The organism is Methylobacillus arboreus, assembly GCF_020532725.1.
Lineage (GTDB): Bacteria > Pseudomonadota > Gammaproteobacteria > Burkholderiales > Methylophilaceae > Methylobacillus > Methylobacillus arboreus.
The window spans coordinates 374642-387835 of the sequence record NZ_JAJAVC010000003.1; the positions used below are offsets into that span (position 1 = coordinate 374642).

The 13194-nt window shown below is 57.4% G+C and carries 9 protein-coding genes and 2 riboswitches; of the genes, 7 read left to right on the plus strand and 2 right to left on the minus strand.

What is annotated here, in order from left to right:
- The first annotated feature begins 175 nt into the window (after window positions 1-175).
- The 4 genes from LG198_RS01850 (at window position 176) to LG198_RS01865 (ending at window position 5736) form a co-directional block, all read left to right on the plus strand.
- Entirely contained in the window at window positions 176-715 is a 540-nt protein-coding gene (locus LG198_RS01850) for a sigma-70 family RNA polymerase sigma factor (protein WP_230341468.1), read from the plus strand.
- Between the two features lie 2 nt (window positions 716-717).
- A complete protein-coding gene (locus LG198_RS01855; RefSeq protein WP_230341469.1) occupies window positions 718-1680 on the plus strand; it encodes a FecR domain-containing protein in 963 nt (320 codons plus the stop codon).
- Window positions 1681-1900: 220 nt separating this feature from the next.
- Entirely contained in the window at window positions 1901-4258 is a 2358-nt protein-coding gene (locus tag LG198_RS01860) for a TonB-dependent siderophore receptor (RefSeq protein WP_230341470.1), read from the plus strand.
- A 464-nt stretch (window positions 4259-4722) separates the two neighbouring features.
- Window positions 4723-5736: a LysR family transcriptional regulator gene (locus tag LG198_RS01865; protein ID WP_230342042.1), complete on the plus strand. Its 1014-nt coding sequence runs from the start codon at window positions 4723-4725 to the stop codon at window positions 5734-5736.
- Window positions 5737-5785: 49 nt separating this feature from the next.
- On the opposite strand, the gene LG198_RS01870 is transcribed toward LG198_RS01865, so the two are convergent.
- A complete protein-coding gene (locus LG198_RS01870) occupies window positions 5786-6796 on the minus strand; it encodes an LLM class flavin-dependent oxidoreductase (RefSeq protein WP_230341471.1) in 1011 nt (336 codons plus the stop codon).
- Window positions 6797-7076: 280 nt separating this feature from the next.
- Between LG198_RS01870 and LG198_RS01875 the strand changes: the two genes are divergently transcribed.
- The gene (locus LG198_RS01875; RefSeq protein WP_230341472.1) at window positions 7077-8633 is read left to right on the plus strand and encodes a protein adenylyltransferase SelO; all 1557 of its coding nucleotides are present in this window, start codon (window positions 7077-7079) and stop codon (window positions 8631-8633) included.
- Between the two features lie 268 nt (window positions 8634-8901).
- Here the strand turns inward: LG198_RS01875 and LG198_RS01880 are convergent, their stop codons facing one another.
- Entirely contained in the window at window positions 8902-10353 is a 1452-nt protein-coding gene (locus LG198_RS01880) for a sodium:solute symporter family transporter (protein WP_230341473.1), read from the minus strand.
- A gap of 45 nt (window positions 10354-10398) precedes the next feature.
- A riboswitch (TPP riboswitch) is annotated at window positions 10399-10511 on the minus strand.
- 187 nt (window positions 10512-10698) lie between these two features.
- Window positions 10699-10804: riboswitch (TPP riboswitch) on the plus strand.
- Window positions 10805-10848: 44 nt separating this feature from the next.
- On the opposite strand from LG198_RS01880, the gene LG198_RS01885 reads away from it, so the two are divergent.
- Together LG198_RS01885 and LG198_RS01890 are read left to right on the plus strand one after the other, a co-directional pair.
- Window positions 10849-11634, plus strand: a complete 786-nt coding sequence (locus LG198_RS01885; RefSeq protein ID WP_230341474.1) for a 3-oxoacyl-ACP reductase — start codon at window positions 10849-10851, stop codon at window positions 11632-11634.
- Between the two features lie 190 nt (window positions 11635-11824).
- On the plus strand, window positions 11825-13111 hold the full coding sequence (locus LG198_RS01890; RefSeq protein ID WP_230342043.1) for an LLM class flavin-dependent oxidoreductase: 1287 nt from the start codon (window positions 11825-11827) through the stop codon (window positions 13109-13111).
- The last annotated feature ends 83 nt before the right edge of the window (window positions 13112-13194 follow it).

Consider the following 13194-nt stretch of genomic DNA (forward strand, 5'->3'; position numbering starts at 1 on the left):
AAAAATAATCTCAATAATATTGGAAACACTGTTCGGAAATAACAAACAATAAAAACACGCTTACGCATGGCCCAAGCGACAACAGCCAGGTAACGATCATGCAAACGTGAGTTTTCCGGGTTTATTGATTACAATAAAAAGTGATTCTTATTTCCAACAATTGAGCAGTGACCCGATGTCGCGTTCCTCTTCCCATTTGCTTGCCGAGCAGCTTTATACCCAACATCAAGGCTGGCTGTGCCAGTGGCTCAACCGTCGCCTGAACAATACTGCCGAAGCCGCCGACCTGGCGCAGGACACCTTCATGCGCATCTTGGTCATGCCAGAGGTATCGGCCACGAATTTGGAACATGCGCCGCTGCGAGAGCCGCGTGCCTATCTCGCCACCGTGGCGCGCAGGGTGTTGCTGAATCATTTCCGCCGTGCCTCGCTTGAACGGGCTTGGCTGGATGCCCTTGCCTTGATGCCGGAAGACCAGGCGCCATCGCCGGAACAACAGGCGCTGATCGCCCATGCGCTGAATGAAGTGGATGCCATGCTCAATGGCTTGTCTCCTGTAGTGAGGGAAGTGTTTGTGTTGTCGCAGGTGGAAGGACTGACCTATGCCGAGATTGCGCAACAGCTCAATATCGGCTTGCGCTCGGTCAAGCGCTACATGGCGCAGGCCATGGCGGAATGCATTGTGCTTGCTTCAAGTTACCAGGATGATATTTGAGCATGGCCGCGCCTGAACTCAGCATACGCCAGACGGCCATGCAGGCAGCGGAATGGTTTGTGCTGATCGACTCTGGCGAGGCGACGGCGCAGGATTTGACTGCGTTCGAACAATGGCGCCAGGCCAGCCTCGCGCATGAGCAGGCGTGGCAACAGGCACAGCGAATCAGCGGCCTGGCTTCAGGTTTGCCGGAACAAACCGGCGCTACTCTCCGGAGGAAAGTGCGTCTCGACAGGCGCAAGGCCATCAAGCAACTGGCATGGCTTATTGCGGTGTTGCCTGCCTGCTGGCTTGGTTGGCACACTGTCGAGCAACAGGGCTGGTTGGCCGATTACCACACAGCAACCGGCGAGCAACGCCGTCTCATCCTGGCCGATGGCACCGTCATCCAGCTTAATACTGCCACGCGGGTCAATGTGGATTACAACAATGCATCTCGCACCGTACATTTGCTCGGCGGCGAAATCCTCATCGAAACCGCCCATGACCCAGATGCCCACTTGCATGGAAAATCACGCCCTTTCATCCTGCAGACCGCTTATGGGCAGATACAGCCATTGGGTACCCGCTTTGTCGTGCGGCATATTGACGGCCATGTGTTTGTGGCGGTGGAAGCGGGGGCGGTGCAGGTCAACAATGGCCGCTATGCCGAGATTATTGATGCTGGCATGCAAACCCGCTTTGATGCTGAATCCATCGCCCTGCCGCAAGCACTAGCAGCACGCGAGCTGCATTGGTCGCGCGGCGTGATTTCTGCGGACGACACACCCTTAGCAGATTTCATTGCCGAGTTATCACGTTACCGTCCCGGCATCCTGCGCTGTGACCCTGCCGTGGCGGATATCCGCGTGACGGGAGCCTACCAGTTGCAGGATACCGATGCCATCCTGCTCAACCTTGCCAAGGTGTTCCCGGTTAAGCTTGAATACAGGACCCGTTACTGGGTCACCGTGGCAGCAAGATAACAAAATCAATGTTTTTTTGTGAGTTTAAAAAAATAGCTTCCTGATCCTGGCCCCTTTTTCCTGCCTGTTGTGTCCTGTCTGTTGACGTAACAAAAACGATTAACATTACAGGAAGGAACATATGTCATTGTGTTATCTAATCCCAAGCGCCAATTCCCAATACATGCAGGCTGCAAATGTATCACCGCGTTCTCGCGTCCATCATGCCGTGCACGCAGCCATGCTGATTATCAGCATGGCTGCTGGGGCAGCCAATTGGCATGAGGCATATGCAGAACAAGGGACAAGTCAGGCTGTTACCACGAATCTCAACATTACAGCTGGTTCGTTGGCTTCCGCCATTACGGAATTTGCCGCGCAGACCGGCATCAATATCACAGTGGAGCCTGCGCTGGTCCAAGGGCGTCAAACTCCAGGCTTGCAAGGCGTTTATTCGGTGCTGCAAGGTTTATCGTCATTGTTGGCACCATTGGGATTACAGGCGGAGGAGGAGCAACAGGACAATTTCATTATCAGGGTGATCCCTGAAAGGCAGGTAGAGAGAGGATCAGTAGCGGTATTACCCGAGCTTGCGGTCAGCGTTTCCGGCAAGGCGCCGGGTTCGACGACCGAAGGTACAGGCTCTTACACCACCTGGTCGACAAGCAGTTCGACACGGCTCAATTTGACCCCGCAGGAAACACCGCAAGCTGTCACCGTGATGACGCGTCAGCGCATGGATGACCAGAAGCTCGATACCTTGGTCGATGTGCTCGATGCCACGCCAGGCCTCATTGTGCAATACTCGACCTACGGTCAGGATGGTCCCAGTGTCTATGCCCGCGGCTCCCTACTGCGCAATTACCAGGTCGATGGCGTTCCGGTATTTAATACCATGAGTCCTTTTCTGGCTAACATGGCGGCGTTTGATAGGGTCGAGATCGTGCGGGGCGCTACGGGCATCATGAACGGATTGGGTACGCCTGCGGCGACGATCAATATGATCCGCAAGCGGCCGACGTCCGAGCCACAGATGGTGCTGACGGCAGAGGGTGGCAGCTGGAGCCGCCATGGCGCGGGGGTGGATATCTCTGGCGCCTTGAATGCGGATAAAAGCCTGCGAGGCAGGCTGGTGGCCGACTACAAGGACCAGGATGCCTGGGTGGATCGCTACAACCAGAAGAGCATTGCGCTTTACGGTATTGTTGAACTCGACCTGGGGCTAGACACATTGTTGACCGCCGGTATCAGCCATTTGAGCGTGAAGACCGATTCGGCGATTCAGGGGCGTCCGCTGTATTTTAACGACGGCACACGTACATCGCTCTCCCCCTCTGACAACATCAGCCAGCGCTGGCGCTATTACGATCACGACACCAGCAGCATCTTTACCTCGATCGAGCATCGTTTCGCGCCTGGCTGGGTAGGCAAGGCCGAATACACCCACACCCGCTACGAGTATGACGGCATGGTGGGCAGCTTCTGGGCGGCTGCGGATGCATCCGGGGCTGGATCGAGGATTTATGCAAGCCACTGGAACAGTAAACCCAAGCAAGATAATCTGGATGCATACATCACTGGGGCCTTTGAATTGTTCGGACGCACCCATGAGCTGATCGCTGGGGTGACAATGTCGCGGCTGAGGGCCGACGGGCCATCCTATACGCGGGATCCTAGCTATAGCATCTTCATCAATTACTACGACTGGGCTGAGGCGCCCGAACCCACATTCACGAAAACCGGTTCAAGCTACGAGCGCCAGCGCCAGGAAAATGCCTTCTTAAGCACGCGATTGGGCGTCACTGATGCGACCAGTGTCCTGCTCGGTGGCAGGCTGACGCATTGGGAGTTGGATGGCGGAGACAATACGGGATTTGCGTACAAGCAGAAGGAAAACGTGTTCGTGCCTTATGCCGGTATCGTGCATGCCATCAACGATACTTGGTCGGTCTACGGCAGTTATACCAAGATTTTCCGTCCGCAAGACTACTCCATTTTTGATCTAGTGAATTCCAGTTCGCGGCCAGATCCGGAAGAAGGGGAGAGTTACGAGGCCGGTATCAAGGGGAGCTTCTACGAGGGCCGGCTCACATCGAGCATGTCCCTGTTCCAGACCAAGCTGAAGAATCTCGCCATCTGGAACATCGATACTTACTTCTACGACATCCAGGGTTTGACCAAGACCCGGGGTGTAGAGCTGGAACTTAGCGGTGAACTGGCGAAGAATTGGCAGCTTACGGCAGGCTATGCCTTTGCCCGGAGCAAGGACGAAAACGACCAAAGTGTTCTCACCTATGTTCCTCGGCAGAGCCTGAAGCTATTTACTACCTATCGACTGCCCGGCGAGTGGAACAAGATGACAGTCGGCGGAGGCGTTAATTGGCAGGGGGCTATGCACAGCGGCAACGATATTGATTACAGGCAGGGCGGAGTGGCGTTGGTCAACCTGATGGCGCGTTACGAGGTGAGCAACAATCTATCCGTTTCGCTGAATTTGAACAATGCGCTGGATAAAGAATACTACTCAACGGTGGCAGGCAATTTCGGCACTTTCGGCGCTCCGCGCAATTTCATGGCTTCAATGAAATATACCTTCTGATCATTTTTCAAAAGGCAGATGCCGGGTTTGACCCGGCATGCAATTCATTCAAATAAGCACGGCACCATACTAAAAGATCATGCTGTGCTTATTTCGTTATGACTCATCCCGGCGATATAGCCATGCGGGGATGCTAGTCAGGCTCTTGGGAATGCCCTATGCCGTTCACCGAACCAGATGCAGAAAATGCAGGTGCCTTTTGTACTGACCCAGGGTGTCGCTGATGACCGAGCTCTTGCTCCAGCCGATGAGGCCGTCATTCTGCCCGCCTTTCTTGAGGTGAACTTCGGCCCGATGGTGGCGCGCGTCCTTAAATCATGCTGTCCTAGGCGCTTTTTATGGCAATGCCGAATTGCTTGTTTCTTGAAGCTGGTTATTTTGTGAATTTTTATAAATAATTGATCAAATTTTTTGTTATTGTTAGTAAAATTAATCACAATAATCCAGTTTAACAGGAATTCATGATGGACAGATTCCAAGCAATGCAGGTCTTTACCCGGGTAGTGGATGCCAACAGTTTCACGCGTGCGGCGGATAGTCTCGGCTTGCCGCGCACCACGGTGACGACCACGATCCAGGCGCTGGAAGGTCTGCTCAAGGTGCGCCTGCTCAACCGCACCACGCGGCGCCTGAGCCTGACGCCGGACGGCGCGGCCTATTACGAGCGCTGCATGCGCATCCTGGCCGAGGTGGACGAGACGGAAGCCTTGTTCCGCGACGTGACGCGCGGACCGAGTGGGCGGCTGCGCATCGACGTGCCGCCGTCGATTGGCCGCTTGATCATCATTCCCAAGCTGTGCGATTTCTACACGCGCTACCCGGATGTCGAGCTGGTGATCGGTATGAGTGATCGCCCGGTGGATATGGTGCAGGAAGCAGTGGACTGCGTAGTGCGCGTTGGGGAGTTGCAGGATTCCAGCATGGTAGCAAGGCGCATTGGCGCCTTTGAGATTATTACCTGCGCTGCGCCGCGTTATCTTGAGCAATACGGCGAGCCCAAAACGATAGAGGATTTAGAGCATCATCAAGCCGTACATTATTTTTCCAATCGCACTGGCCGCAATATGGACTGGGATTTTGTGGTGGATGGCGAAGTAAAAGAGATACAAGTGGCAGGCAAGGTAGCAGTCAACGACGCTGAAGCCTATGTCGCTTGTGCCTTGCAGGGGTTCGGCCTGATTCAGGCTGCTCGGTACATGGTACTGCCGCAATTGGAATCAGGCGAGTTGCGGGAGGTATTGCCGCAATGGCAGCCTTCCAGCCACCCGATTTCGGTGGTCTATTTGCACAACCGGCATTTGTCGCCCAAGGTACGTGCCTTTGTGGACTGGATTGCAGAACTGTTCGGCAATTGCCCATTGCTGGGCGGTTGCAACCAGGAGATGCTAGACGAGGAGTGCCGTTTTGCCCAATGCAAGCAAGGCAATACCATGCGCGAGATCATAGACCGCAATAACACTGCCGAGGCGGTTTTTTAATGGTACCCATCCTTTGGCCAGCACGATGCCGATGGCCTGCCTATTGCAATCAAATTTCATCTCCAGACGCTGTCAGCTTGTCGCGGATTGCCGCTACGGCGCGATAGGATTGCAAGCGTACCGCATGGTCGAATACATGCCCGGTTACCATCAATTCATCCGGCGCCAGATCATTCAGAAATTTCCTTAATCCTGCCTCCACGGTGGAAGGGGAGCCCACCAGTGAACAGGCCAGCATGCGCTCCACACCGATTTTTTCTGCAGGTGTCCAATATTGTTCGATATCTTCCATCGGCGGGGGCAGCTGTCCTGGCGTGCCGCGAAGCAGGTTGGTGAAGCCCTGCTGCTGGGAGCTGAACCAATAGCGCGCTTCTTGGTCCGTATCCGCCACCAGAATGTTGGTGGTGAGCATGAAATAAGGCTTGCTCAATTGCTTGGAAGGGGTGAAGTTGCGCCGGTAGGTATCAAGCGCTTGCAGCAGGAAGGTAGGCGCAAAATGCGAGGCGAACGCGAATGGGAGGCCATGGGCGGCGGCATATTGTGCGCCGTAAAGGCTGGAGCCCAGTATCCAGATCGGGACGTCCAGCCCTGCGCCAGGCACGGCGCGAATGGATTGTCCGGCCTGGACCGGCGCAAAGTAGTGCTGGAGCTCTGCCACCAGTTCCGGGAAATCCTCGCCATGGGTGTTCAGGCTACGGCGCAAGGCGCGCGCGGTCGCCATGTCGCTTCCAGGTGCGCGGCCCAGGCCGAGGTCTATACGGTCCGGATAAAGCGATGCCAGCGTGCCGAACTGCTCCGCAATCGCAAGCGGGGCATGGTTGGGCAGCATGATGCCGCCGGCGCCCACGCGGATAGTACGGGTATGGCTTGCTACATGGCCGATCACCACGGAAGTGGCCGCGCTGGCAATGCCCGGCATGTTGTGATGTTCGGCCAGCCAGAAGCGGCGATAGCCCAGCTCTTCCCCAATCTGGGCCAGGCTGACAGAGTTGCGGAAGGATAGCTCCGGGGTGCCACCTTGCACGATGGGGCAGAGGTCGAGAATGGAAAATGGAATCATCAATTTAATTTCTGACGCAGATATATGGAAAAAGACAGAAAAGCCGCTCGAGCGTTCTGGATTGCATTATGCGCCTGGCTCAACAATTTCTGTGGGTAACTTTGTGGGCAGCATGGGTATTGGTGCATTAAGCGATTGTTAAACCATGTATAAATCCAGGCTGCCTATTATTTGAGCAAGGCACATACACTTAATTTATTCCATTACAGAACATACGATGTTGAAAGCTGTCATGCTGATATAGTCCTGACATTTTTTCAGGCATCGTAAAATATTGAATATGCTGACTTTCGACAATAAATTCCTACAAGAGCTGCCGGGCGACCCGGAAACCACCAACCAGTTGCGCCAGGTGTTCCATGCTTGCTGGTCGCGTGTGATGCCAACCCCGGTTTCTGCGCCCCGGTTGCTTGCCTGGTCGCGGGAAATGCTGGAAGAACTGGAGCTGAGCGAGCAGGAGATTCAGTCGCCCGATTGGGTCAATGCGCTTGCCGGCAACGGTTTCATCCCCGGCATGGAGCCTTATGCCATGTGCTACGGCGGGCACCAGTTCGGCCATTGGGCGGGCCAGCTCGGCGATGGCCGCGCGATCAGCCTGGGTGAAGTGGTGAATAGCCGGGGCCGGCGTTGGGAGCTGCAGCTCAAGGGCGCAGGCGTGACGCCTTATTCGCGCATGGCGGATGGCCGGGCGGTATTGCGTTCCTCTGTACGCGAGTTCCTCTGTAGCGAGGCCATGCACCATCTCGGCATCCCGACCACACGTGCCTTGAGCCTGGTGCAAACCGGCGATTTCGTGATCCGCGACATGTTCTACAACGGCAATCCCCAGGCGGAAAAGGGCGCGATCGTTTGCCGGGTGTCGCCCTCGTTCGTCCGCTTTGGCAATTTCGAGATTTTTTCAATGCGTGAGGATAGGGAAACCTTGCAAGCCATGGTGGATTTCACTATCGACCGTGACTTTCCCGAACTGAGGGATTACCCGGAAGAGGAGCGAGTTGCCGAATGGTTCGCGATCGTCTGCGCTCGCACTGCGCGCCTGATTGCGCACTGGATGCGCGTGGGCTTCGTGCACGGCGTGATGAATACCGACAATATGTCCATCCTCGGCCTGACTATCGATTACGGTCCATACGGCTGGGTGGACAACTTCGACCCGGGCTGGACCCCCAACACCACCGATGCCGCAGGCCGACGTTATTGCTTCGGCCGCCAGCCCGACATTGCGCGCTGGAACCTGGAGCGCTTGGCGCAGGCGCTTTACAGCCTGAAACCGGAGCGTGAGATCTATGACGAGGGACTGATGCTCTACGACCAAGTCTATAACAAGGAGTGGGCTGGCATCCTCGCGGCCAAGTTCGGCTTCAGCGGGTGGCGTGATGAGTACGAGCCGCTGGTTAACGAGGCCTTCGACCTTATGTACCACGCGGAAGTGGACATGACCGAGTTCTTCCGCAAGCTGGCCGAAGTGGATGTTGAAACTCCTGCGCTTGCCATCCTGCAAAGCGCTTTCTATAGTCCGGCTTTGTTGGATACCTTCAAGCCACGCTTCGAGCAATGGCTCAAGCGATACTGCCAGCTGACCCAGGCCGATGGCCGCGAACCGGCTGAGCGTGTTGCTACGATGAACCGGGTCAACCCGCGCTATGTGTTGCGCAACTACCTTGCCCAGCAGGCCATAGACCTGGCTGACACAGGCGATACCAGCATGATAGATGAGCTGCTGGAAGTGCTGCGCAAGCCTTATGAAGAGCAGCCGGGCAAGGAACGTTTTGCCGCCTTGCGTCCTGATTGGGCCAGGCATAAGGCAGGGTGCTCTATGCTGTCTTGTAGTTCGTGATTCAAGACTCCACCATAGGCTTATTGCATCCGCCAACATTAAGGGCGAGCGCAGCAAAGCCAAGTTGCTTTTGGCTTTAAGTTCCCGGAGACTGCGCCCAAGCTCTCGGTTTCCTGCATTGCTCAATCCATCCGGGCTCTTGCAGAACTCACTTCGCTCAAACATGCTGCAAGCCCTTATCCGGCTGGATTTCCGCTACTCGGCGCAGCGAGACGGGGAATCTAAGGTCCAAACCAATACTTGGCATCGCTGCGCTCGCCCTAACACACTAGAGTTGTTCCTGGTCTAACCTGCGGCTTGCATGTGCCAGCGATGCAAGTTCGAAGTGCTGTTTGCGGCGTTTGATCAAGCGGGTGAGGGTGATTACCGCGACAGGCGTCAATGCGGCCAGCAGGAAGGCTTCGAGCAGGTGGGTTGCAGGCTGGTCCGGCATGGGGAACATGAACAGTCCTGCCGCCAATCCCGCTACCGTCCCCATCACAGCCTCCATGCCTGTATGCGAGCGGCTGAACAGGCCGAAGAACACGGGGAATGCCGCGGCGGCGCATAGCAGGTCGGCCAGCAGGAACAGGTAGAGCACGCTGTAGCCCTGCGCGGCGACAATCAGCACGGGTATTGCAACCAGCAGGACAAGCCAGCGCGACAGGCGCATCAGGCTGGCAGCGCTGCTTTTCGGCATCACCCGGCCGATATCCACCGCAACGATGCTCGAAATGGCGCTGATGGCCGTGTCCGCGCTGCACATCACCAGCGAGATGCCGAGCGGGATCAGGGCGACGGCCAGCCAGAGCGGGATGTTGGGCATGACTACGCTGAACAAGGCCACTGAGCTGTCACCATCCGGTGTCATCGCCATGAAGGCCAGCCCGAACAAGCCCATGATGAAGATGAAGGGCACCACGAGAATGCCGCCCAGCAGGAAGCCGTTGCGCATGGTCGGGATGTCTTTGGCGGAGTATATACGCTGCCAGTTGCCCTGGTGGAAGATGCCGGTGAGCAGGATGGCGACGAAGAAGGTGAGCCCGGCCTTGATGCCGCCCACGTCCTGCAGGTTGATCAACTGCGGCGCGGTTTGCTGCAGCTTTTCTGCGACCGGGGCAATGCCGCCGGTGGCCTGCCAGCCGATGAAGACCAGCGCTGCCAGCAAAGGGATAATGATGACGATCTGTACTTTGTCGGTGAAGATGGAGGCGCGCAGGCCGCCGTAAGTGGTGTAGAGCAGGGTGAAGCCGAGCACGATGGCCGCGGTGGCCCATAGCGGCACCGGCGCCAGCAATGTCACCATCTTGGCGATGGCGGTGATCTCCGCGCTCATGGCGATGAACAGGTAGAACAGCATGATGGTCAGCGCGAGCAAGTACATAGGCTTGCCGTAGCGTGCGCCCAGGAACTCCGTCAGGGAGTGGCCGTTGGGCATCAGCTCGCGCATGCGCTTGCCGAGCGGGATCATGGCAATGCGCGGAGACATGGCGCCTATGGCATAGCCGATCACGGCGGTCAGGCCGCCCCAGGTCGCCGCTTGCGCAGGCGAGAACAATATCCATGCGCCCAGCGACGAGGCCAGCAGGGTCATGATGCTGGCAAGCGTGCCCTGGCTGTTGCGCGCGACGATGTATTCTTCAAGGTTGCCGCGGAATTTGCGTGAATAAGCCATGCCGGCGATAGCGAAAACGGCGGCGAAAAAGACTAGCCAGGCGAGGGCGGCTTGCGTACTGAGCATTGTGTGGTGACTCCTGTAATCGACGAATGACAAGGAGTACGCACATGGATGCGTGATTTCCTTCCTTTCGCCAGCATGATCTGGATCAAGTATTAAGGGTCATGGTTGCTATTTTTGCGCCCATTTCTCAGCCGTAAGCGGCTCCCCTAGGGTTAGCCTGGAATTATAGCGATATTCTTCCAGTGTGCGATGAAGACATGCGGATAATTCATGTTTCATGGTATGGTTCGGCCTCAGAGTGGCTAACAAAACTCAGCGAAGCGATCCTGACTAGGCGCCCTGCCGCAGACAGTACAACTAGTACGGCAAGGCAGAACAACAACGTCAGGAGAGTTTTGTTAGCTACTCTTTGGCACGGGGTGCCCTGAATAAGCTGTTTCTTCAGGGCTGAGACCACACCCGTATACCTGATCCAGATCATACTGGCGGAGGAATGCCTGTCGCAGCTTGTCGTGCTGCGCATTCCTTTGCCATGAAACATTGCAAAGGAATCGCATGAGCAGCCCATCTCCATCCTTACTTCCCATTCAAGAACAACTCGTGCTTGTCACCGGCGCCGGCCGCGGGCTGGGCCGGCATATCGCCCGCGCCTTCCTCAGCCAGGGGGCGAGCGTGGTCGTGAACTACCTCCACAGCGCGGAAGCTGCGGCGGCCCTGGCGGATGAAGCGCCGGGGCGGGCCTTGGCGATCCGGGCGGACGTGAGCGATGCCAATGTCGTGCGGGCGATGGTGGAGCAGGCGCAAGCGCATTTCGGCAAGCCAATCACCACTGTGGTCAACAATGCCTTGCCTGACTTCAAGTTTAATGGCGATGCGCGGGCGCATGCGCATGATCTCGGCTGGGAGGGGTTGCAGCAGCAATTCGAAGGCGTGGTGCGCGGCGCGCTCAATACCGTCCAGGCCAGTTTTCCCGGCATGCGCACGCAGGGCGGCGGCCGGGTGGTCAATATCGGCACCAATCTGTTCCAGAATCCGGTGGTGCCTTATCACGACTACACCGCCGCCAAGGCGGCGCTGCTTTCCCTCACGCGCACCTTGTCGCAGGACCTGGGGCCTGACGGCATTACGGTCAACATGGTGTCGGGCGGCTTGCTGCGTACCACCGACGCATCCGCCGCCACGCCGGATGCCGTGTTCGACCTGATTGCCGCGAGCACGCCGTTGCGCCGTGTCACCACGCCGGAAGAGTTTGCCGACGCGGTGCTGTTCTTCGCCTCGCCCTGGTCGCGCGCGGTGACGGGGCAGAACCTGGTTGTCGATGGCGGCCTGGTCAAGAATTAGAGCGGCTGACAAAACTTTCCTGGCGTTGTTGTCCTGCCTGGCCGTACTAGTTGTACTGTCTGCGGCAGGGCGCCTAGCCAGGATCGCTTACGCTAAGCTTTGTCAGCTGCTCTTGGTCGCGTCGACATGTTATCAATTACTTAGCGCCTGCCATTCCTGAATTCACTTAAAAGGCTCTTGCTCTGCGATGATGCACATCAACCTGTTCCTGTTCGGCTGCGGCCACCACAACGCGGCCTGGCGCCACCCGGATTCCCAGGTCGAGCGGCTGGGCGATATCCGCTATTACGAGGAAATGGCGCAGCTGGCCGAGCGCGGCAAGCTGGATGCCGTGTTCTTTGCCGACGGCCACGCCACCAACAACATCACCGACGGTCCGCGCTGGTTCCTCGAACCCGTGACCATGCTCACGGCGATCAGCCGCGCCACCAGGCACATTGGCTTGGTGAGCACGATTTCCAGCACCTTCTTCACGCCGTTCCATGCCGCGCGTCTGATGGCCTCGCTCGACCATATTTCCGGCGGGCGTGCAGGCTGGAACGTGGTGACCTCCATGTTCGACGTCGAGGCCAGGAACCACGGCTATGAAGCTATGCCCAGCCACGCTGATCGATATTCCAGAGCAGACGAGTTCATCCAGGCGGTATTGCAATTATGGGATAGCTGGGACGACGGCGCGTTGCTCAACGACCGTGCGGGGGATTATGTCGATGCAAGTCGGGTGCGCCAGATCAACCACCATGGCAGGCATTTCCTCGTCGATGGGCCGTTGACCGTGCCGCGCCCGCCGCAAGGCAATCCTGTGCTGTTCCAGGCGGGCGCTTCCGACCATGGGCGCGCGCTGGCGGCGAAATACGCCGAGGCGATCTACGCCGTGGCCTACGACCTGCCATCGTCACAGGCCTATTACAGCGACGTCAAGGCCAGGGTCAAGGCTGCCGGGCGGCAGGTGGACGTGCCCATCTTGCCGGGGCTGGTGACCTTTATTGGTTCCACCGAAGCCGAGGCGCGCGCCAAGCAGCGCGATCTGGATGAGCTGCTGCCCCTGGAGACTTCGCTGCGGCAATTGCAGTTGTTCATCGACCAGGACTGCATGGACTGGGAGCTGGATGCCCCAGTGCCGCCGTTGCCGCCGCTGGAAGCCTTCACCGGCCCCAAGGGGCGCTATGCCACGGTGCTGCGCATCATAGCAACCGAGCAACCCACGGTGCGCCAGCTATTGGGTCGCCTGGCGGCCGGGGGAGGGCATTGCACCATGGTCGGCGCGCCGGAACAGGTAGCGGACCAGATGGAGCATTTGTTCCGCAACGGCGGTGCCGACGGCTTCAACCTGATGCCGCCGGTGCAGCCCGACAGCGTGCGGGACTTCGTCGACCATGTGATTCCCATCCTGCAGCGGCGAGGCCTGTTCCGCGAGGATTACGAGCATGCAACATTGCGCGGTCACCTGGGCCTGGCAAGGCCTGCGAGAAAGTAGCACGGGTTCGGCTTTTCCCGTTTCTGGAGTCTGTTTCGGATATTGCGTCCTCATGTATGATGCAATCCATTGCGTGAGAAAAC